Consider the following 21,903-nt stretch of genomic DNA (forward strand, 5'->3'; position numbering starts at 1 on the left):
CGGCATGAGCGCACGACAACCCAGAGATGGGAAACAGCGCCTGTTTTCAATTCCTCCCGGCACGCCGTTTCTGCCTGCTTTTGCCAAAGCGCTTCTGGAAGGACGGCTGGTCGAAGGTTTTCCCGGCAATCCATCGGATCCGCTGGCATTGGCCAATGCAACCATCTATGTGCCGACGCGCCGTGCGGCGCGTGCGTTGAGATCGATACTGGTCGATAGGAATCCGGCTAAAAGCGCTATTTTGCCGACGATAAAACCGCTTGGTGATGTGGATGAAGATGCCGCGTTCTTCAATGCCGGTTCGTCGGACGTTTTCGATGTCAATCCGCCTATCGGTACAGCGGAGCGGCTTCTGCTACTGGCGCGATTGATCCGTCCATGGCGGGAATCGCTGCCTTCGCATGTGCGCGCGCTGTTCGGTGTTGACGATGTTTCCGTTCCTGCAACCACTGCCGATGCAATCTGGCTTGCCCGGGATCTGGCCGGGCTGATGGATCAGGTCGAAACCGATGGGGCTAAATGGAGCGAGCTTGCGGGAATTGCCCCGGAAGACCTCGCCGACTGGTGGCAAGTTACGCTCGGCTTTCTCAACATCGTCACCAATTTGTGGCCAGATATTCTGGCGGAACGCCGGCTTTCAAATCCTGCTGCGCATCGCAATGACCTCATCTGGAGTGAAGTAAAGCGCCTGCGCGCTCATCCGCCTGCCGGGCCGGTTATCGTTGCGGGTTCCACCGGTTCGATACCTGCGACTGCTGAGCTTATTTCAGCTATTGCAGACCTGCCGAATGGCGCGGTCGTGCTGCCGGGACTGGACCGCGATCTGGACGATGCGGCCTGGCAGATGCTGGCATCGGCAACCGATAATCCCTCGACCTTCGGTCATCCGCAATTCGGATTGCGCAAGCTTCTCGACGCAATGCAGACATTGCGCGGCGATGTGGAACATCTGGACGATATGCCTGCCTCCAAACGCCTGCGCGAGCGGGTTGTCAGCGAAGCCCTTCGCCCGGCGGAAACGACTGATGCATGGGGACAGCTTGCGCGCGACCCCGATATGCAGCCGGAAGCCTTGCGGCAGGCGGCACAGACGATCGACCTGATTGAAACCGCCAATGAGAGGGAAGAGGCGCTTGCGGTGGCTCTTGTCCTGCGCGATGCAATCAATGATGAAGGCAGAACAGCTGCGCTTGTCACGGCAGACCGCAATCTGGCGCGGCGCGTGGTGGGTGAACTCGCCCGTTTCGGGATCGATGCCGACGATTCCGGTGGGCGGCATTTGCGTGATGTCGAGACCACGACATTGTTGCGGCTGCTGGTCGAAACCGTCTTTGATCCGGGCGATCCGGTTGCTCTGCTGGCGCTGGTCAAGCATCCGCTGCTGCGGCTGGAAGCTCCCCGTATCGAGCGACGCCTTGCCGCCGAAACCCTGGAACTCATAGCCTTTCGCGGTGGCACGGGCCGCGCCTCGGTACTCGATCTTCCCGCATTTTTCGACAGGCGGCTGGAGGAAAGCGCCAGCCAGCCGTGGCAACCGGCATGGCACGATACGGTCACGCCGGACATGATCGCCGCCGCCCGCAATCTTTGCGAAAGCCTGTCCAATGCGGTGGTACCATTGGCGCCTTTCGTCATCGCTGGACGCCGGACCGAGATCGGTGAAATCGCGCGTGCAACGGTCGAAGCATTGGAAAATCTTGCGCGTAATGAAAAGGCCAGCATCGCGCCTTTTTATTCCGGCGAACGCGGCGAACAGCTCGCCGCGTTTTTGCGTGGTCTGGTTTCGAGCGAAGCCGGACTCGACTTTGAAGCTTCGGAATGGCCGGCTGTGCTCGATGCACTGATGGCGGGCGAGACGGTCAAGCCGCATCCGGGCGGCCATCCACGCCTCTTCATCTGGGGTGCGCTTGAAGCGCGCCTGCAAACCATGGATACGGTGGTGATCGGTGGTCTCAACGAGGGGAGCTGGCCCGCCCGCACCCGCAACGATCCGTTCATGTCACGCCCCATGAAGTCGATGATCGCGCTCGATCCGCCAGAGCGCCGCACCGGCCTTGCCGCCCATGACTTCCAGATGGCGCTCGGCATGGATCATGTCGTGCTGACGCGCTCGCAACGTTCCGATAATGCGCCGACCGTGCCATCGCGATGGCTGCAGCGGCTTGAAACTGTGCTGGGCGCGGATGTGACCACGCAAATGCGCAGGCGTGGGGCTCGCTTTATCCAGTGGTCGCGTGAAATCGATCAGGCGCCCGACGTGCCTTTCGTGAAAAGGCCGCAGCCCGCTCCTCCAGTCGCCGCCAGGCCGAAGCATTTTTCGGTGACGGAAATCGAAACGCTGCGCCGCGACCCTTATGCGATCTTCGCCAAGAAGATATTGAAGCTGCGGCCGCTGGAACCCTTGATCCGTGACCCGGCCGCGGCCGAACGCGGCACCTTGTTCCACGATATTCTGGGTCATTTCACGCAAGAGGCAATCGATCCGCTGGCTCCCGACGCTGCAGAGCGATTGATGGAGCTGGGACGCATCCTCTTTGCCGATATGGACTTGCCGACGGAAATCGAGGCCGTGTGGTGGCCGCGCTTCACGGCGCTCATTCCGCAGTTTCTGGCCTGGGAGCGCGAGCGCGCCTATAATGTCCAGACCCGCTTTGCCGAGATTTCGTCCGACAAGCGCGAGGTAGAAGGGCTCGGAATCACGCTGTCAGGCCGTGCTGATCGTATCGACCTGATGCGAGACGGAACAGCGGAGATCATCGATTACAAGACGGGATCGACACCATCGCCCAAACAGGCGCATGTGCTGCTGTCGCCGCAGCTTGCACTGGAGGCGGCGTTGCTGGTACGCGGTGCGTTTCGAGAACTGGGCTCGGTCCGCGCATCCGATCTGACCTATGTGCGCCTCAAGGCTGGTGGCGAAGTAAAGCCGGAATCGATCCTCAAGATCGGACGACCGCCATCGGAAAAAACCGCACCGGCGCTCGGCGAGGAATCCTGGCAGCGGCTGGCGCAATTGCTGGCGGAGTACCAGAAGCCGGATAAGGGCTACCTGTCGCGCGCATTGCCGTTTCGCGAAACGGACCTGACGGGTGATTACGATCATCTGGCGCGGGTGCTGGAATGGTCTGCTGGCGGTGACGCGGGCGGGGAGGGCGGCGAGTGAAAAAAGCACCTATTATCCCTGAAGAAACGCTGCGGGCGCAAAGCAACGCCGCAAATCCGGCAGCTTCCGTCTGGGTGTCGGCCAATGCGGGTTCCGGCAAGACGCATGTTCTGACCGAACGTGTTATCCGCCTGCTGCTGGAGGGCACGGACCCGTCCAAGATTCTCTGCCTCACCTATACCAAGGCGGCGGCGGCGGTGATGCAGAACCGCGTGTTCATGCGGCTTTCCGAATGGGCTGTCCTGCCCGATATCGAACTTGCCGAACGTCTGAAGTCGCTGGAAGGGCGCAGACCGGGGGATGCGCGTCTTGCTGCAGCGAGACGCCTGTTTGCGCGCGCGCTGGAAACGCCGGGCGGACTTAAAATCCAGACCATCCATGCTTTCTGCGAAGCGATCCTGCACCAGTTCCCGCTTGAGGCGAACATTGCCGGTCATTTCGAGATGATGGATGATCTGATGCAGGCAGCCCTTGTCGGTGAAGCCAGGCGCCAGCTCCTCGAAACGGCGCATGGTGGCGGCGATACTGAGCTTGCAGCGGCCTTTGCCGATGTTTTGCAGGCAGCGGGCGAGATGGGGCTGCAATCGCTTCTGGATGAGGCGGTAAGCAGGCGCAACGGCCTGCAGACCTATATCGCCGAACTGGGCGCGGCGGCGCATCGCAGCGAAGCCCTGCACCGGGCTTTCCGCTTCGACCCGCAAATCAGCGAAGATGATCTCGTCGCCGATCTCTGGCCGATACCGGAATTTTCGGACGATGCGCTCGACCTTATCATGTCGATCCAGAAGGGTGCGTCGCGCGCGCAGGATTTTGCGCTGCAGCTCCGGCGTTTCGAAAAGGTGACAAGCCAGCGTGACCGCGAGGCCGTGTTGCGCGCAGCGTTTTTGAAAAGCACCGGCGAACCGAAATCCGGCTCTTATGTCGGCTCGGCAGCGGTCAAGAAACTTCGGCCGGATTTCGAAGAGGATTTCGACGCGGCCGCGGCGCGTGTCGAACAGGGACTCGACCGGCTGAAGGAATTGCGCCTTGTGCGGCTCAATCTGGCCGCGCTGACGCTGATCGACAATCTGCTGCAACGCTATCACGACCTGAAACGTCGGCGCGGTCTGCTCGATTTCGAGGATCTCATCACCCGGACCGTGGCGCTGCTCGCCCGCGACGGGGCAGGGCAGTGGGTGCAGTACAAGCTCGATCGCGGTATCGACCATATTCTGGTCGACGAGGCGCAGGATACCAGCCCCGACCAGTGGCAGGTGATCCGCATGCTGTCGGAAGAGTTTTTCTCCGGCCTCGGCCAGCGCAATATCAGCCGCACGCTCTTTGCCGTTGGCGACGAAAAACAATCGATCTACTCGTTCCAGGGCGCGGTGCCGGAGGATTTCGCGGCGCAGGGTAGAGCAATCGACGTTAAAACTCGCAACGCTGATCTGACTTTCAGCGAAGTACGTTTGAATTTTTCTTTCCGCTCCACTCCCGATGTACTCCAGGCTGTAGATGAAGTTTTTGGACGTCCAGAAGCCTATCGAGGCCTCGGAGATGCGACCACTCATACTGCCATTCGCTCCAGCGAACCGGGCGAGGTGGAAATCTGGGATATGCTGACGCCGGAAGTGGTGGAAGAGCCCGACGACTGGCGCGAGCCGGTCGATCATCTGGCAGCACCTGCTGTCCGGCTGGCGGATCAGATCGCGGCCACCATTCGCCACTGGCTGGATCGAGGCGAACCCATTCCGGGCCAGAACCGGCGGATCATGCCGCGTGACATTATGGTTCTGGTACGAAAGCGCGACCAGTTCATGCCTGCTCTGTCGCGGGCGCTGAAAAACCTGTCCGTTCCAGTGGCCGGTGCAGACCGCCTGCGGCTCACCAGCCATATTGCCATTCAAGACCTGATGGCACTCGGTCGTTTCGTGCTCCAGCCTTCGGACGATCTTTCGCTGGCATCGGTGTTGAAAAGCCCGCTATTCGGCTGGGATGACGACCGGCTATTCGAGCTTGCTCATCCGCGCGGTTCAAGCCTTACGCTGTTCGAGCGGCTTTATCAGGTCTCGCGTGGCGATGGCGTGCTGGCCGAAGTGCACAAGACCTTGAGCCGCTGGCGCAATATGGCCGATACGATGCCGGTGTTCGAATTTTATGCACGGATATTGAGTGCGGACGGTGCACGGCGAAAACTTCTGGCGAGGCTGGGGCCGGAGGCTGGCGACATCATCGATGAATTCCAGAATTATGCGCTTTCTGCCGAGCGTGCCGGTCTGCCCGGCCTGCAGGCTTTCCTTGAAACGCTGGAAGCGGCATCGCCGGAGATCAAGCGAGAACTGGATCAGGGGCGCAATGAAGTGCGCATCATGACCGTCCACGCCGCCAAGGGGCTGGAAGGAGCGGTGGTGTTTCTCGTTGATCCGGGAAGCGCTGTCTGGACCGGCAGTCGCGCGCCAAAGCTCATTCCTTTTGACTTTTCGAACGATAATCCGTCGGTGAAAGGCTATCTCTGGCAACCGAATGCCGGATACCAGACCGGTTTTACGACGGCACAGATCGAGACGCTGAAAACGCGGGCCGAAGAGGAATATCGTCGCCTGCTCTATGTCGGTATGACGCGGGCGGAAGATAGGCTCATCATCTGCGGTTATCGCGGCACGCGCGAAAGCGGCGAGACATGGCACCGCCTTGTCGAGGACGCGCTGGCCACCAAGGCCGAGACATTCGTGCACCCCGTTCTGGGTGTTGCCGCGAGGCGTTATCGCAATACACCACGCGGATTGGTCGAGATTGCCGATCAGGATAGAACCGAAGACCATGCGCTGCCGTTGCTGCCGCTCGACTATTTGCGACCGATAAAGCCGGAAACCGGACTGCCGCGGCCGCTGGCGCCGTCTGGCGCATCCGCGCTGATCGAAGCCGATGAGGAACCGCCGCTCGATACGTTTTCGCCGGTATTGGGGGCGGGCGATGGGACGCCGGCCTTTGCGTTGCGGCGCGGCACGGCGATTCATATGCTGCTGCAATATCTGCCGGATGTACCGCAGGATGGGCGTGAAACGCTGGCACGCAACTATCTTGATCGGATCGCTGCCGACTGGCCGGAAACGGAGCGTCAGATAGCATGGCAAAGTGTGCGGACCATTCTGGACGATCCGACCTATGCGCCCGTCTTTGCAAAAGGCTCACGCGGGGAAGTCGCCATCATGGGCACGATCGAGCTTGGCGGACGCGATCATGCCGTGTCCGGTCAGATCGACCGCATCAGCGTCGGCGAGGACCGGGTTCTGATCGTCGACTACAAGACCAATCGACCGCCGCCGAAAACCATAGAGGCGGTTCCTTTCGCCTATCGGGCGCAGCTTGCACTCTATCGCGAATTGCTGGCGCCGCTTTATCCGGGACGGATTGTCGAAACAGCGCTTCTGTTCACCGAAGGCCCATATCTGATGCCGCTGCCGGATGTCGTTCTGGATGAAGCGCTGCAGTCTCTGAAAGACTCTCAAGGAAAGGTGACGAACCAGAACTTGACGGATGGCAGCAGACACGCCACATGATATAGCGAATAAAGAGCGGATCGTGTTGTGAGTCTGAAAAGATGTCTGCCGTTCTTGATGAGAAAAGAGGATAGCCCTATGGCAACCGTTAAGGTCGATAACAGCAATTTTCAGTCGGACGTTCTTCAGTCGAGCGAGCCTGTCGTGGTGGATTTCTGGGCGGAGTGGTGCGGTCCCTGCAAGATGATCGCTCCGGCTTTGGACGAAATCGCGACCGAGATGGCCGGTCAGGTCAAGATCGCCAAGGTCAATATCGACGAAAACCCTGAACTGGCTGCCCAGTTCGGCGTGCGTTCGATTCCGACGCTTCTGATGTTCAAGGACGGCGAACTCGCCGCCAATATGGTTGGCGCTGCTCCGAAGAGCCGTCTTGCCGACTGGATCAAGGCTTCGGCTGCCTGATCGTTTCAGCATAAGAAATGCAAAACCCGGCCTTGGAGCCGGGTTTTTGTTTAGGCGGCATTGTGAATGAGGCCTTGTGTGGCCAGCGCCTCCAGCGTCAATTTCCTGCGGACTTCTTCTTTCTGGGCCTGAATCATACCGGGAATCAGAAATGCATCGACAAGAGCCCATATGCCCACGGCAATCAGAAGGAAAAATCCGACCACGATAGCTGCGGTAATCACCCCGATAACCGTAAGCGCCAGCATGGCCGCACCACTACCGGGGCGTCCAAGGTAAAAGCGATGTCCACCAAGACTGCCCAGAAAGAACCACATCAAGTAAGCTGCACCCGTAGATTTTGCCTCGTTTGCAACTCTTTGCTCAATTAGTATTTGCTGTTGAGTAGATAAACTCATTTCAATCCCCCCAAGGTTTACTCTCGGGGATTATAGTTTTGCCAAATGATAATCAATCATATGTTTTTATTGAACGAAATATTAGATAAATTTAATATATCATAGTGCACAGACCAGATTAAATCAGATCAAAACGGTCTCCAGGGCATTTTCAATGATTCAATAAAGCCGGACATGCTTTAATGAGGTGGTGTGCCGTTATCATGCAAGACCTCACCTGCGAGATAAAGAGAGCCGCCAATCAGGATACGCGGCGGCGCCTCATCGGATGGCCAGGTGTCGCGCAGAAGCTTCAACGCGTTGGCAACCGAATGCACGGGCTCTGCCGACAGATTGGCCTTCTGGGCTGCGACCGCCAGCTCGTCATTGGGAATGCCCGCATCGCTGGATGGAATGGGCACGGTGAAAACATGTCGCGCCATACCGGCAAAGGCTTCGAAATAACCGACCGGGTCTTTGGTGTTGATCATGCCGGTGATGAGGAACAGCGGGCGCTCATTGCGCTCTTCAAGATCGCCGAGCGCCTCGGCGATGACTGCTCCTGCACCCGGATTATGACCGCCATCGAGCCAGATCTCAGATGCCGCCGGGGCCATATCCACGAGCGCACCGTGGGTCAGTCGCTGCATACGTGCTGGCCAGTCCACCACCATCAACGCCTTCTCGACGGCTTTGTCGGTGAGGCTGAAACCAGCCATCTGCACAGCCTCGATTGCCGCTGCGGCATTGGAAATCTGGTGGCGTCCGGGCAGGCGCGGCAATGGCAGGTCGATCAGGCCGTCCTCGTTCTGGAACACCATACGACCATGTTCCTCGAAGGCCAGGAAATCCTGCCCATAAACCGAGACGGGACAGCCAAGCCTGTCGGCGGTCGAGACGAGAACTTCCCGCGCCGCATCGAAGGGTTGAAAACCGACGACGACGGGGCAATCCTTCTTGATGATACCGGCCTTTTCAGCGGCAATCAGCTCCACGCGGTCGCCAAGATAGGCCTGATGATCGATGGAAACCGGCATGATGAGCGAGACGGCAGGCTCGGTAATGACATTGGTGGCGTCGAAACGTCCGCCGAGACCGACTTCCATGACGACGACATCCGCCGGGTGCTCGGAAAAGAGCACGAAAGCCACGGCGGTCAGGATTTCGAAAACGGTGATATGCTGGCCGTCATTGGCCGCTGCAACGCGCTCTATTGCGTCGGCCAGAACATCATCGCTGACCAGCCTGCCACCGCCGGGCGCCGCCAAGCGGTAGCGCTCGTGCCAGTTGACGAGGTGCGGCGAGGTATGGACGTGAACATCAAAGCCGCCCGCTTCCAGAAGCGCGCGGCAGAAAGCTGTCGCCGATCCCTTGCCGTTGGTTCCGGCAATATGAATGACCGGCGGCAATTTCAGGTGCGGATTGCCAAGCTTTTCCAGAAGACCACGAATGCGATCCAATGAAAGATCGAAGCCCTTTGGATGCAACTGCATAAGCCGCTCGATTGCGGCGGCGGCTTTTTCTGTCACGATCAGGCTGCCTTGTCGGTTGCTTCCGTCTTCTTGTGTTCCGGCGCGTCGCTATTGCCGGGCTGCCTGGTCATGATCTTGAGAAGGCGCGCAATCGTGTCCTTCAGTTCCAGACGCGAGACGACCATGTCGACCATGCCATGTTCCATGAGATAATCGGCGCTCTGGAAGCCCTCGGGGAGCTTTTCACGTATCGTCTGCTCGATGACGCGCGGCCCTGCAAAGCCGATCAGTGCACCGGGTTCAGCAATGTGGACATCGCCCAGCATGGCGTAGGAAGCTGTCACGCCGCCGGTGGTCGGATTGGTCAGGACAACGATATAGGGTAGGCCTGCCTCTTTCAGCATTTCCACGGCAACAGTGGTGCGTGGGAGCTGCATGAGCGACAGGATGCCTTCCTGCATGCGTGCGCCACCAGAGGCAGCGAACAGGACCAGCGGACGCTTCAGCTCGATGGCCTTTTCAAAACCCTGGATGATTGCTTCGCCAGCACCCATGCCGAGCGAGCCGCCCATGAAGCCGAAATCCTGAACAGTGGCGACAATCGGCAAGCCTTCGATCGTGCCGAGGCCGTTGACGACAGCGTCATCCATGCCAGTGCGGGTGCGGTAATCCTTGAGACGGTCGATATACTTCTTTTCGTCGCGGAATTTCAGCGGATCGACCGGCACTTTCGGCGCTTCAAGCGTGGTGTATTCGCCATTGTCGAAGAAGAAACGCAGACGATCCTTCGCCTTGATGCGCATGTGATGACCTGAGGACGGAATCACAAACTGGTTGCTCTCAAGGTCCTTGTGAAACACCATTTCACCGGTCGACGGATCCTTGATCCAGAGATTTTCCGGCATTTCACGACGGCCGAGCATCGAATTGATCTTCGGACGGACGTAGTTGGTGATCCAGTTCATGACGTTTGGTTCCGTTTCTTGTTCTTCGGCAAAGAGCTTCAGCCGCCTAGCGCTTTTAAGATGTGCTCTAAATGGACGATTTATTGGGCGGCTTCAAGGCGTGTGGCACGCACACTCTCTGCAAGAGCGTGGACAAGTCTTGTTGCTGCGGCGACAGGATCGCCCTTCACCTTGCCGTTTTCGTCCAGTTCACCGGCAATTGCGTTGACAATCGCCGTGCCGACGACGACGCCATCGGCGTGGGTGGCGATGGCTGCTGCCTGCTCCGGCGTCTTGACGCCGAAACCGACACAGATCGGCAGATTGGTGCTCTTCTTGATGTGACGCACAGCTTCACCGACCTTTGTCGTATCGGCAATGGCCGAACCGGTGATGCCGTTCATCGAGACGTAATAGACGAAGCCCGACGAATTATGCAGTACCTTCGGCAGGCGTTTGTCGTCCGTGGTCGGCGTGGTGAGGCGGATAAAATTGATGCCCGCCTTCATGGCCGGAATGCAAAGCTCGGCATCCATTTCGGATGGAAGATCGACGACGATCAGCCCGTCCACGCCAGAGGCCTTGGCATCGGTCAGAAAACGTTCCACGCCATAGATATAGATCGGGTTGTAATAGCCCATCATGACGATGGGGGTCGTGTCGTCTTCCTTGCGGAATTCTGCTGCCATGTGCAGCGTCTTGGCAAGCGTCTGACCGGCGTTGAGGGCGCGCAGGCCAGCGGCCTGAATGGCGGGTCCGTCTGCCATCGGATCGGAGAAGGGCATGCCCAGTTCGATCACGTCGGCACCGGCTTTAGGCAGGGCCTTCATCACCTTGAGCGAGGTTTCCAGATCGGGATCGCCACCCATGAAATAGGTGACGAGCGCCGGACGGCCCTCGACCTTCAGTTCAGCGAATTTGGTGTCGATGCGAGTAGTCATACCGTGCCCCGTGGCAAAGTGCGCGCCAGATAGTCGGCAACGGGCTTGCCTGCCATCGCCGTTTCCATCCATGCACGCCGTTCAAAGTCTATGATTCCGAGTTCCCACACACAGGCCATCAGCAGCGGCTGTGCGGGCATGAATTCCACCTCGTCGCCGAGTTCCGACTGCCAGAGGATTTCCGTGGCGATGCCGCCCTCCAGCCACCAGTGCAGAAGCAGCCAGAGGCCCTCCTCGCCCTGATGAAGAACGGCGAAGCCAACCCCCAGATGCGGCAAGGCAGCGAGCTTTTCAGCGGCGGTTTCGATCTGTCTGCGGGCGAGGCCGACAGCAGCCTCCGCGACAGGATTGGCTGGATCGGCTTCGATGATGTTGAGCTTGATCGTCGCCGGACCGCACGTCGTCAGGCCGTCGAACCATGCGGCGCGCGGCTTGTAGACGGAGATTTCGGCAACGTCGTTACCCATGTCAGATGTCCATACCGAGAAGCTTGCCGACCGTGTGTACATCCTTGTCGCCACGACCGGACAGATTGACGATCATGACCTGATCCTTGCCCATGGTTGGTGCCATTTTCACGGCCTGCGCGATGGCATGGGCGGATTCAAGGGCAGGGATAATGCCTTCGGTGCGGGTGCAAAGCTGGAATGCATCCAGCGCCTCATCGTCGAGGATCGGTACGTAGTCGACGCGTCCGCTATCTTTCAGCCATGAATGTTCCGGACCTACGCCCGGATAGTCGAGACCAGCAGAAACGGAATGACCTTCGAGAATCTGACCGTCCTCGTTCTGCAGGAGATAGGTGCGGTTGCCATGCAGTACGCCGGGACGACCCGCGCTCATCGAAGCGCAATGTTCTTCACCGTCGAGACCGCGTCCGCCCGCTTCGACACCGACGATCTTCACCGAAGCATCGTCAAGGAATGGATGGAACAGACCAATGGCGTTGGAGCCGCCGCCAACCGCTGCCACGATCACATCCGGCAGGCGTCCTTCCTGTTCGAGTATCTGCTGGCGGGCTTCGGTGCCGATGACCGACTGGAAGTCGCGCACCAGTTCCGGATAGGGATGCGGACCGGCAGCCGTGCCGATGAGATAATAGGTGTCTTCGACATTCGTCACCCAGTCACGCAGGGCTTCGTTCATCGCATCCTTGAGCGTGCCGTTGCCCGCAGAAACCGGGATAACTTCAGCGCCGAGCAGCTTCATGCGGAACACATTCGGCTTTTGGCGCTCGACGTCGGTTGCGCCCATATAGACCACGCAGGGCAGGCCGAAACGCGCGGCAACGGTGGCAGACGCCACACCATGCTGGCCGGCGCCGGTTTCGGCGATGATCCGGGTCTTGCCCATGCGCTTGGCCAGCAGAATCTGGCCAAGGCAGTTATTGATCTTGTGACTGCCGGTGTGATTGAGGTCTTCGCGCTTGAAGTAAATCTTCGCACCGCCCAAATGTTTCGTCAGGCCTTCGGCATAGTAGAGCTTGGAAGGACGACCGGCATAATAGGTTGAAAGCGCGTTCAGCTCAGCTTTGAATTCAGGATCGTTCTTCGCCGTTTCATAGGCCTCCTGCAATTCGAGGATCAGCGGCATCAGCGTTTCGGCAACGAAGCGTCCACCGAAAATACCGAACATGCCCTCTTCATCGGGGCCTGTTTTGTAGGAATTAGGTTCAACCGGCTTGTTCAACGCTTTCGCTCCGTCATTTCAGGCTGCCTGCGGGCGTCAGTGACAGCCCGGAAAAAAATCTCGATGAGGCGCACATCCTTTTCGCCGGGCGCGCGCTCGACGCCGGACGATATGTCGATACCGGGCGCCTGGGTCTTGTGCAGCGCCTCTGCGATATTGTCCGCATTCAATCCACCGGAAAGCATGTAATCGATATCCGCGTCAAGCGCAGCCAGAAGTTCCCAGTCGAACGATACGCCGTTACCGCCCGGAAGGTCCGATCCCTTCGGCGGCTTGGCATCGAACAGGAAACGGTCGGCTATGCCTTTATAAGCTGTAACCGCGGCAAGATCGCTCGCTTCGCGCACCGAAAAAGCCTTCATGACCGGCAGGCCATAACGCGCCTTGATGAAGGCTACGCGTTCCGGCGTCTCGTGGCCATGCAGCTGCAAAATGTCGGGCTTCACCGTTTTCACGATGTCGTCCAGCGTTTCATCGTCGGCATCGACTGTAACGGCAACCGCAAGCGCGCGTCCCTTGACCGCATCGCGCAGACCCGCCGCTGTCTGCGGGGGTATATGACGCGGGCTTTTGGGAAAGAAGATGAAACCGATATGCGTCGCACCGCCGTCGAGGGCGGCGGCAACAGCCTCCGGCGTCTTCAACCCGCAAATTTTGATATCAAGGACCATAGGTTTCCCGTCGCACAAATCAGGGCACTACTCAAGTTGCTATCGGACCGGATGCCCGTCAAAACCCTGTGCAATCAGAAAATCATACGCCTCCATGACCTCAAGGGGAACTGCCTGCGCGATCTGGTAGCCCTTGGCGGGATATTCCAGAATGCGTTGCAGGTCGCCAGCCATCTCATGGATAAGCATTTCGACCGGATGATCCGCCGTCGGCTGATCTTCAAAGGCGGTGAGGGGAGCGGTGATGCTTGCGCGCGCTTCCGGCCATTGGCGCGCCACGGTCGCCAGAACGCGGCGCTGGGTCTGCGGCTTTGTCACAAGGATGGCGCTGATGGCGCCGGGCGCAAGCCTTTCGCGGCTGAACCTTATGTTTTCGCCGATATTGGTGGCATTGGGCTCGATCGCGATCGCTTCTTTGGGCACGCCGCGCTTGATGGCGATTTCGGCAAAGGCTTCCGCTTCGCTTGTCTTATAGAGCTTTTCCGTCCAGTGGCCGCTTTTGCCGGTGAATACCAGCCAGGTCGCCATGCCTTCGAGAAAAAGATCGGCTGCTCTTTCGGCCACGCGCGGATCGTAGCTGCCAAGCCCGATAATGACATCGGCGGTTTCCAGCGGATCATAGATGCAGTGATAATCCCACAGCACCTTGGCGGCGGTCAGTATGGATGGGGTCATGTGAAGTCGATAGCCTGTAATGCGCTGCCGTTGCGCTTCAGCCAAGCCTTGCAGCGCTCCGTATCGGGGCAAAGCTCATGGCAGAGTTTCCAGAATTTCGGCCCGTGGTTCATCTCGATGAGATGGGCCACCTCATGGGCGACAAGATAGTTGATAATCGGGGCAGGAGCCATGCCGATGCGCCAGGAGAAGGAAAGCACACCGTCGGAGGTGCAGGACCCCCAGCGGCTCTTCGTGTCCTTGAAACGCACGGATTTGGCCTTGCGGCCAACTGTGGCAGTGTGGCGGACGACAAGCGCCTCGATCTCGCGCTTCACTTCGCGCTTGATGTGATCGGCGACGCGGCGCGGCAGATGTGCCGGGTCGCCATGGACCAGCAGAATATTGCCTTCGATAAGCTGTGTGGTGCCGCGCCCGGGCTGGTGCACGATCTTGTGTGGCACGCCGCGCAAGGGGATTTTGATACCGGCACGCACGGCCGGCTGGTCGGGCAGCTTTGCAATACGGCTTTCAATCCAGCCTTCGTGACGGTTGAGAAAGCTCAGCACTTCACGCTCGGGGAGGCCGGGCGGAACCGTGATGCGCAGTCCCCTGCCACCTGCTTCGATACGCAGGGTTAGTCGTTTGGCACGCGGATTTTCGAAAATACGCAAGGAAAGTTGTCGCCCTGCGACCGCGTGAATACGTTCGCTGCGAACGGTTGTCGTCCCAGCGGATGCCCCTTTACCGCTGATTTGCCGAAGAAAGGATAAGCCCATCGCTTAAGAATAAGCGATTCGCTTAAAAAGCCAGAGAAAATTGCTATTTTAACTGAAACGGCGCAGCCAAACCGCGCCGTTTCGAGAGATTTCAGGGTGTTATACCTTATCAAAGATCAGTGATGTCATCCTTGCCGCCTTTCGCGCGCGGGGCAGGCGTCTTCTTCGAGGCCGCACGGCGCTCAGCCATGAAGCGGTCGAATTCTTCCTTGTCGCGAGCGCGGCGAAGTTCTGCAGCATAGGCCTCGAATTCGGCACGTGCTTCTCCAAGCTTGCGGCGTTCTTCGGCCAGTCGCTCCAGTTCGGCGCGGCGCCAGTCGTCAAAAGCCTCGTTGCCAGTGGTGCCACCGAAGTTGAAGCTTTCGCCCTGGCGGCAGTTGCGGAACGAGCCGAACATGGAATCGGTCTTCTCGTTCACGCCGCGCTTGAACCCTTCGAGGCGATCACCCCAGAGGATATAGGCGAGCATGGCGAGGCCAAGCGGCCAGAACAGGAAAAAGCCGAGCACCATCAGCGCAATCGTGGCTGGCGTCCATGCCGGGCGGATCAATGCAGTATTGGTCATGGTCTGCTCCGTCGAAAAGCGCATGCCATTCAACCGTTCGACATCGTCCGGCAACATGCGCGAAACCAAGGCCTGCCAGCCCGCCCTATGCGGGCATTTTGTTCTGGCGGCTTGACTTCGACGTGGTGAAAAGAATGCGGTTTTTCAAGAATGCAACCTGCGGATTCAGACCGTGTTTCCGCTAACCAATGTGATTATCTCGAAATTTTTTTACGAAAATGTTCGAGAAAAGTGACGGCAAGCCCGGCGATCAGCGCCCAGAAGGCGGAGCCGACCCCGAAAAATGCCATGCCGGAAGCCGTCACGGCAAAGGTTATCGTTGCAGCAAGACGCTCATGTTCGTCCTTCAGCGCCAGCGACATCGCATTGATGAACGGGCCTGTCAGGGCAAGACCAGCAACAAGGGCGATGAGCGTTACAGGCAATACGGCAAAGATCGCGACCAGCGAGGCGCCGAAAAGGGCAAACACGACATAAATCGCTGCATAGACCGGTCCGGTGAGCCAGCGTTTGCTGTGGTCCGGATGTGCGTCGGGATTGGTGCAGAGCGCTGCCGAGATCGCGGCAAGATTGGTGGTAGAAGCCCCAAAAGGCGCTGTCAGCAAAGAAGCCAGGCCGGTTACGCGCAGGCAGGCGCTGGTTGGCGGCTCATAGCCCGAAGCGCGCAGCACGGCGAAGCCCGGTAGGTTCTGCGAGGCCATGGTCACCAGATAGAGCGGGATCGCGATGCCGATCATCGCGCTCATGTGGAATTCCGGCCAGATGAGGGTAAGCGTCGAGATTTCAGGCGCGGGCAGGGTGGGTGAGCGTCCTGTGATTAATGCGAAGATCATGCCGGTCACCAGAACGGCAATGACGGCAAGCGATGGGTTAAACAGGCGGATGATGAAAAACAGTGCCACCAGCGGCAGGACGAAAACCGGATCGCCAGGCACTGTTTTGGCGGCGGCAATGACGAAACTCAGCAGCACACCTGCAAGCATACCTGATGCGACGGAGGCTGGAATGCGGGAAACGAGCACCGACAATTGGCGGATCAGTCCGGTGGCGACCAGTGCCAGTGCCGTCACGATGAATGCGCCGACCGCTTCCGGCATGGTGAAACCGGCACTGGCGCCGATCAGTGCCAGCCCCGGTGTGGACCAGGCTGCGATGATCGGCATCTTGTAGCGGATGCTGAGCCAGGCGGAGGAAGCGGCAATCGCAAGGCAGATCGCAGTCACCCAGCTTGCGGTTTCGACCTGCGTGGCGCCCAGCACCTGCGCTGCAGCAATGATGAGCGCCAGCGTGCCGCCGAAACCGACAATGGCCGCAACCGCCGAGGAAGCGAAAACCGAAAACCGCATGACTGTACTCCGTTACGATTTTTCGCCGATGCGTTCTGCCAGCCCGGATACGGTGCGGATCAGAAGATCGAGATCCTGTGGTCGTGACAGGCGATGATCGCCGTCGCGCACCAGCGTCAGGGTCACATCATCGACTGGCAGGTGTTCCACAAGCGTCAGCGCATGCTTGTAAGGAACATCCGGGTCTTGCATGCCCTGCAGGATATGAATCGGACAACCGGTCTCGATGATACCCTTGAGAACCAGATTCTTTCGCCCGTCCTCGATCAGCGCACGGGTATAGACATAAGGATTGGGCGAATATTCGGAGGGTTCTTCGAAATAACCCTTTTCCTGAAGGTCGTTTTTCTGCGCGTCGGAAAGTGTGGGCTCCACAAGCACAGCCGTAAAATCCGGAGCAGGTGCGATCAGGACGATCCCGGCAGGCGGGTTCCCTTCCTTCTTGAGCTCCTGCGCCATGCGCAGCGCGATCCAGCCTCCCATGGAGGAGCCGACCAGAATCTGCGGACCTTTGGCATATTTGCGATAGACGGCGAGGCTTTCGTTCAGCCAGCGCGAGATGGTGCCTTGATTGAAATCGCCGCCGGATTCGCCGTGGCCGGAATAATCCAGCCTGAGTGCGCTGTGTCCGGTCTCAGCCGCCCATTCATCGAGAACGACCGCCTTGGTGCCCAGCATGTCGGACCGATAGCCGCCGAGCCAGACCACACCCGGAGATTTGCTTCCGGCTCTGTAACGCAGGGCGATTTTCGCTCCGTCAACGTCGATGAATTCCGGCCCCGCAACGCTCATGACAAATCTCCTTATTTTCCGGGAGTGTTTTTGCATGTTCGTAATTGAGTGAAAACCCGCCATGTGGGGCGAGGCCCTTGAAATGACGGCAAATGTGACCGATATGCCGCTTGTCCGCCGCGAAATGACGCCAAAAAGAACGTTTATCACGCGGGGGTGATTTTTCCTGTCAAAGATGCTATTGACTTCGCCGCCTGCTTGACGACATTTCCGCGATCAACTGTGGTTTGATCGGGGACATGCCGTCTGGCAGCAAGTATCCGACCGCATGAGACGTAACAATTCAGGAGATAACGACCATTCGCCGACCCTTCAGAGCGACGCCGGTTCAGAAAGACGGACCGCGCTCCAACCGTGATATCCGGGTTCCCCGGGTTCAGCTTATCGATGCCGAAGGCCAGAACCACGGCGATGTTTCCATTCAGGAAGCTATCGCCATGGCTGAAGAAGCAGGTCTCGATCTCGTCGAGATCGTGCCGAACGCGGAGCCTCCGGTTTGCAAGATCGTCGACCTCGGCAAGCTGAAGTATCAGAATCAGAAAAAGGCCGCCGAAGCGCGCAAGAAGCAGAAAACGGTTGAAATCAAGGAAATCAAGATGCGACCGAACATCGACACCCATGATTATGAGGTGAAGATGAAGGCTGCTCTGCGTTTCTTTGAGGAAGGCGACAAGGTCAAGGTTACCTTGCGTTTCCGTGGACGCGAAATGGCGCACCAGGAACTTGGCATGAAGCTTTTGCAGCGCGTCAAGGAAGACACTGTCGAAATCGCCAAGGTCGAGTCCGAACCGAAGCTTGAAGGCCGTCAGATGATGATGGTTCTCGCTCCGCGCTGAACATTTCGAAATGCCTTGGAAAAGCCGCCTTCGGGCGGCTTTTCATTTGCCCGGATAAATATGGGATCGTGGAATGACAATGAAAACTTTGGGCGAATTGGGGAAATATCAGCAGCGTCGGCGCCTTGCGATCGGCGCCGTCGTGGTACTTCTGGTCGTGGCGTTGCTTTTTGTCAGCTCGCAATCGACAGGCCATTTCCATGAGTATATCGAAGCGTTCGGTCTGAGCCTGATCGTTGCGGCCATCATAGGGCGCATGTGGTGCACGCTCTATATCGGCGGGCGAAAAAGCGCGGAAATCGTGCAGAGCGGACCCTATTCGGTTACGCGCAATCCTCTTTACGTCTTCAGCAGCGTTGGTGCGATGGGCATCGGCGCGCAGACCGGCAGTGTTATCATTGCGGTTGCCTTCGGCGTGCTTTGCTATCTCGCTTTCTCGGTTGTCATTCGGACGGAAGAGAAATTTCTCAGGCAGAATTTCGGCAAGCCTTATGAAGCCTATTGCGCGAGTGTGCCGCGTTTCTTCCCGAAGTTTTCGCTGTTTCGCGACGATAAGGAGCTGATCGTTCGTCCTGATCGGCTTTATCGTACCTTCACGGATGGACTGGTGTTTTTCGTCGCCTATCCGTTTTTCGAGTTCGTGGAGTATTTGCAGGACATCCACGTCCTGCCGGTGCTTCTGCGGCTTTATTGACGTTTAGACTGCGATTCAGCCCAATTCGGGCATTGCGTTTTGCGGTCTTTGAGCCTATAAGGCCGCGTTCGAACCGCCCGGCAGGGCATGCCGTGGCGGTTTCGTATGCTTTTCGGGCTTGGTCAGTCCGGAAGTAAAACTAGGTTCCCATCCGCATCAGGCATGACCGGACGCCACGACAAGAGGCGTCGAGTGCCGGAGGCACGAGGGGGATCGCAAAGAAGGAGTAGCAAAATGCCCAAGATGAAGACCAAATCAGCCGCCAAAAAGCGGTTCAAGATCACCGGCACCGGCAAAATCAAGGCCGCAGCTGCTGGTAAGCGTCATGGCATGATCAAGCGTTCGAACAAGTTCATTCGCGATGCACGCGGCACCATGGTTCTCGCCGATGCCGATGCAAAGATCGTGAAGCAGTTCCTGCCGAACGGCCTCTAAGATTAGTCTGAGAAGGAGATCATAACATGGCACGCGTAAAACGCGGCGTTACCGCCCACGCAAAGCACAAGAAGGTTCTGGATCAGGCTGCTGGTTTCCGTGGCCGTCGCAAGAACACCATCCGCACCGCCAAGGCTGCAGTTGACCGTTCGAAGCAGTATGCTTACCGCGACCGCAAGAATCGCAAGCGCTCGTTCCGCGCTCTCTGGATTCAGCGTATCAACGCTGCTGTCCGCGAGCAGGGCCTGACCTATGGCCGTTTCATCGACGGTCTTGCCAAGGCTGGCATCGAGATCGACCGCAAGGTTCTGTCCGACATCGCAATCCACGAACCGGATGCATTCGGTGCGTTGGTTGCGTCGGCAAAGAAGGCTCTCGAGTACCTCAAGAACACCGAGACGCCGAACGCTTTTGAAGGCGCTGTCCGCTAAGCCAGCCGCCTTTCCCAAGCAGTATCGATAATTTGGGGACCCGCGCTGGCTCGGCTGGCGCGGGTTTTCTCGTTTTAAGGATTCAAATCGGGCATGAAGGATGAACCGGGCAAGTTAAGACTGGATCTGGATGCGGATGATCTCCGCAGCCTGCTGGTTCTGCTTGCCCAGAGCCAGGGCAAGCGCATTTCCAGCACTATCATTGGCGGCCGTCGTGTCTGGATCAAGCGCTACGACGCCGAAAGGCGCCCACTTCCGAAGCGCCTGCACAGCCTGATTTCGCCGCTTCTTCCCTATCCGTTCCTGCGTAGCCCGAAGGATGTCGGAGAAGCAGGCATGGCCGACCGCGAAGAGCGCAAGATGAGCGCTTTTCTGCAGGCGGGTTTTCAGGTGCCCAGAATTGTCTACCGCCAAGGGGCGGTAATGGTTCTGAGCGATGTCGCGCCGATCATCCAGGATCGACTTGACCAGTTGCGTCGCAATGATCCGCAGGGCCATGACGCGCTTCTCGTCCATTGTGCCCGTTCTTTGGGCGAGGCTCATGCGGCAGGACTCTGCCACGGGCGCCCGCATCCGCGCGATTTTTTCCAGAAAAACGGTGTTGCCGGCTTTCTCGATTTCGAGGAAGAGCCGGAAACGGTCATGCCGCTTGCTGCCGCGCAGGCGCGCGATGTCTGGCTTCTGTTTTTCCAGATCACGGCGCAGGCGCGTCTTGCCGGGACACCGCAGCAGACATTCGCAGCCTATCGTGCGGTTGCGCCCGCTGACGTAATTCCGGAATTGAAGAAAATCGTTGGATTCTTCCGATTTACCATCGCGCCGTTGAAGCTGTTCCGCCGCATTTTTCTCGGTGGCGATGGAAGACGGCTTTTGCAGGCGATGGAATTTTTTGACGCTAATCTTGATGCGTCTCGTCAATCAGGCCAAAGAGAGTGACGACAACGCTTCTTTGGCTGCAAAGCGAAATATGTGGAGCGCTGCAGGCGCAACAGGGAACTCAAAACAAGAGGCGTGGAGTGCCGCGGGCACGACAGGGATTTAAACAATGAGTGATCTAGAACAACTCGAACGGCAGATTCTCGAAGACATCGCGGCGGCGGCTGACGAGCCTGCCATTGAAGCCGTGCGTGTCGCCGCTCTTGGCAAGAAGGGCTCGGTTTCGGAAAAGCTGAAGACGCTGGGCAGCATGACGCCAGAAGAGCGTCAGGCACAGGGCCCGGCCATCAACGGCTTGAAGAACCGCGTTGCTGATGCACTGACCGAACGCAAGACAGAGCTGCGCAAGCAAGCCATTGCAGCGCGCCTTGAGCGTGAGAAGGTCGATGTGACACTGCCGGTGCGCGAAAGCGCTGCATCGCGCGGACGCATCCATCCGATTTCACAGGTCATCGATGAGATCACGGCAATCTTCGCCGATATGGGTTTCTCAATTGCCGAAGGTCCGGATATCGAAACCGACTATTACAATTTCACAGCGCTGAACTTCCCCGAAGGCCATCCGGCGCGTGAAATGCATGACACCTTCTTCTTCAATGCGGATGAGAAGGGTGAGCGCAAGCTGTTGCGCACCCACACCTCGCCGGTGCAGGTGCACACGATGGAGAAATTTGCCGCCATCCGTGACAAGGAAGGCCGTGACGAGCCGATCCGCATCGTCATTCCGGGCAAGACCTATCGCATGGATTCCGACGCCACCCATTCGCCGATGTTCCATCAGGTCGAAGGTCTGGTCGTGGACAAGTCGGCCAATGTCGCCAACATGAAATGGGTGCTGGAAGAGTTCTGCAAGGCCTTCTTCGAAGTGCCTTCGGTCAAGATGCGCATGCGTCCGAGCTTCTTCCCGTTCACCGAGCCATCGGTTGAAGTGGATATTCAGTGCGACCGTTCCGGTCCGCATGTGAAGTTCGGCGAAGGCAATGACTGGCTTGAAATTCTGGGCTGCGGCATGGTGCATCCAAATGTGCTGCGCGCTTCCGGCTACGATCCGGACGTTTATCAGGGCTTCGCCTGGGGCATGGGCATCGATCGCATCGCCATGCTGAAATACGGTATGCCTGATCTGCGCGCCTTCTTCGACGCCGATGTGCGCTGGATCGAACATTACGGTTTCCGTCCGCTCGACATTCCGACGCTTTTCGGCGGACTGAGCGCGTAAGGACAGGAAGGGACAAGA

The 21,903-nt window shown here is 58.4% G+C and carries 21 protein-coding genes; 9 read left to right on the forward strand and 12 right to left on the reverse strand.

Going from position 1 to position 21,903, the window contains the following annotated elements:
• Nucleotides 1-4 precede the first annotated feature (4 nt).
• The 3 genes from addB to trxA all read left to right on the forward strand — a co-directional run bounded on the left by addB (nt 5) and on the right by trxA (nt 7,104).
• Nucleotides 5-3,163 (forward strand): double-strand break repair protein AddB, encoded by a 3,159-nt coding sequence (gene addB, locus MKS82_RS13455; protein ID WP_240578917.1) that lies wholly within the window; start codon nt 5-7, stop codon nt 3,161-3,163.
• Nucleotides 3,160-6,702, forward strand: a complete 3,543-nt coding sequence (addA, locus tag MKS82_RS13460) for a double-strand break repair helicase AddA (RefSeq protein ID WP_109987028.1) — start codon at nt 3,160-3,162, stop codon at nt 6,700-6,702. The genes addB and addA overlap by 4 nt, the downstream gene beginning before the upstream one ends.
• A gap of 78 nt (nt 6,703-6,780) precedes the next feature.
• On the forward strand, nt 6,781-7,104 hold the full coding sequence (gene trxA / locus MKS82_RS13465) for a thioredoxin (protein ID WP_006473274.1): 324 nt from the start codon (nt 6,781-6,783) through the stop codon (nt 7,102-7,104).
• A gap of 50 nt (nt 7,105-7,154) precedes the next feature.
• On the opposite strand, the gene MKS82_RS13470 is transcribed toward trxA, so the two are convergent.
• From MKS82_RS13470 to MKS82_RS13525, 12 genes are all read right to left on the reverse strand, one after another.
• On the reverse strand, nt 7,155-7,502 hold the full coding sequence (locus MKS82_RS13470; protein WP_109987029.1) for a TM2 domain-containing protein: 348 nt from the start codon (nt 7,500-7,502) through the stop codon (nt 7,155-7,157).
• A 179-nt stretch (nt 7,503-7,681) separates the two neighbouring features.
• Entirely contained in the window at nt 7,682-8,974 is a 1,293-nt protein-coding gene (locus MKS82_RS13475; protein ID WP_176036627.1) for a bifunctional folylpolyglutamate synthase/dihydrofolate synthase, read from the reverse strand.
• A 38-nt stretch (nt 8,975-9,012) separates the two neighbouring features.
• Nucleotides 9,013-9,918: an acetyl-CoA carboxylase, carboxyltransferase subunit beta gene (gene accD, locus MKS82_RS13480; RefSeq protein WP_109987031.1), complete on the reverse strand. Its 906-nt coding sequence runs from the start codon at nt 9,916-9,918 to the stop codon at nt 9,013-9,015.
• 80 nt (nt 9,919-9,998) lie between these two features.
• Entirely contained in the window at nt 9,999-10,838 is an 840-nt protein-coding gene (trpA, locus tag MKS82_RS13485) for a tryptophan synthase subunit alpha (protein WP_109987032.1), read from the reverse strand.
• Nucleotides 10,835-11,305, reverse strand: coding sequence for a hypothetical protein (locus tag MKS82_RS13490; RefSeq protein ID WP_109987033.1), 471 nt, complete (start codon nt 11,303-11,305; stop codon nt 10,835-10,837). Before MKS82_RS13490 ends, trpA begins: the two co-directional genes overlap by 4 nt.
• A gap of 1 nt (nt 11,306) precedes the next feature.
• The gene (gene trpB, locus MKS82_RS13495; RefSeq protein WP_109987034.1) at nt 11,307-12,527 is read right to left on the reverse strand and encodes a tryptophan synthase subunit beta; all 1,221 of its coding nucleotides are present in this window, start codon (nt 12,525-12,527) and stop codon (nt 11,307-11,309) included.
• Nucleotides 12,524-13,198 (reverse strand): phosphoribosylanthranilate isomerase, encoded by a 675-nt coding sequence (locus tag MKS82_RS13500; RefSeq protein WP_109987035.1) that lies wholly within the window; start codon nt 13,196-13,198, stop codon nt 12,524-12,526. The genes trpB and MKS82_RS13500 overlap by 4 nt, the downstream gene beginning before the upstream one ends.
• 39 nt (nt 13,199-13,237) lie before the next feature.
• The gene (locus MKS82_RS13505; protein WP_109987036.1) at nt 13,238-13,873 is read right to left on the reverse strand and encodes a YdcF family protein; all 636 of its coding nucleotides are present in this window, start codon (nt 13,871-13,873) and stop codon (nt 13,238-13,240) included.
• A complete protein-coding gene (locus tag MKS82_RS13510; protein ID WP_109987037.1) occupies nt 13,870-14,631 on the reverse strand; it encodes a M48 family metallopeptidase in 762 nt (253 codons plus the stop codon). Before MKS82_RS13510 ends, MKS82_RS13505 begins: the two co-directional genes overlap by 4 nt.
• A 109-nt stretch (nt 14,632-14,740) precedes the next feature.
• Nucleotides 14,741-15,196 (reverse strand): DUF2852 domain-containing protein, encoded by a 456-nt coding sequence (locus MKS82_RS13515; protein ID WP_240578918.1) that lies wholly within the window; start codon nt 15,194-15,196, stop codon nt 14,741-14,743.
• Between the two features lie 194 nt (nt 15,197-15,390).
• Entirely contained in the window at nt 15,391-16,542 is a 1,152-nt protein-coding gene (locus MKS82_RS13520; RefSeq protein ID WP_109987038.1) for a benzoate/H(+) symporter BenE family transporter, read from the reverse strand.
• A 12-nt stretch (nt 16,543-16,554) separates the two neighbouring features.
• Complete coding sequence (locus MKS82_RS13525; RefSeq protein WP_109987039.1) at nt 16,555-17,334, reverse strand: alpha/beta hydrolase; 780 nt, start codon at nt 17,332-17,334, stop codon at nt 16,555-16,557.
• 299 nt (nt 17,335-17,633) lie between these two features.
• On the opposite strand from MKS82_RS13525, the gene infC reads away from it, so the two are divergent.
• The 6 genes from infC to pheS all read left to right on the forward strand — a co-directional run bounded on the left by infC (nt 17,634) and on the right by pheS (nt 21,885).
• Nucleotides 17,634-18,170 (forward strand): translation initiation factor IF-3, encoded by a 537-nt coding sequence (gene infC / locus MKS82_RS13530; protein ID WP_012091035.1) that lies wholly within the window; start codon nt 17,634-17,636, stop codon nt 18,168-18,170.
• 79 nt (nt 18,171-18,249) lie between these two features.
• Nucleotides 18,250-18,864: a methyltransferase family protein gene (locus MKS82_RS13535; protein ID WP_109987040.1), complete on the forward strand. Its 615-nt coding sequence runs from the start codon at nt 18,250-18,252 to the stop codon at nt 18,862-18,864.
• A 234-nt stretch (nt 18,865-19,098) separates the two neighbouring features.
• Nucleotides 19,099-19,299, forward strand: a complete 201-nt coding sequence (gene rpmI, locus MKS82_RS13540; RefSeq protein ID WP_006473268.1) for a 50S ribosomal protein L35 — start codon at nt 19,099-19,101, stop codon at nt 19,297-19,299.
• A 26-nt stretch (nt 19,300-19,325) separates the two neighbouring features.
• Nucleotides 19,326-19,730 (forward strand): 50S ribosomal protein L20, encoded by a 405-nt coding sequence (rplT, locus tag MKS82_RS13545; RefSeq protein ID WP_006468099.1) that lies wholly within the window; start codon nt 19,326-19,328, stop codon nt 19,728-19,730.
• A 93-nt stretch (nt 19,731-19,823) separates the two neighbouring features.
• The gene (locus tag MKS82_RS13550) at nt 19,824-20,666 is read left to right on the forward strand and encodes a serine/threonine protein phosphatase (RefSeq protein ID WP_109987041.1); all 843 of its coding nucleotides are present in this window, start codon (nt 19,824-19,826) and stop codon (nt 20,664-20,666) included.
• A 109-nt stretch (nt 20,667-20,775) separates the two neighbouring features.
• Nucleotides 20,776-21,885, forward strand: coding sequence for a phenylalanine--tRNA ligase subunit alpha (gene pheS, locus MKS82_RS13555; protein WP_109987042.1), 1,110 nt, complete (start codon nt 20,776-20,778; stop codon nt 21,883-21,885).
• Nucleotides 21,886-21,903: the final 18 nt, after the last annotated feature.

The sequence above is a fragment of the Ochrobactrum sp. A-1 genome, from assembly GCF_022488005.1.
GTDB lineage: Bacteria > Pseudomonadota > Alphaproteobacteria > Rhizobiales > Rhizobiaceae > Brucella.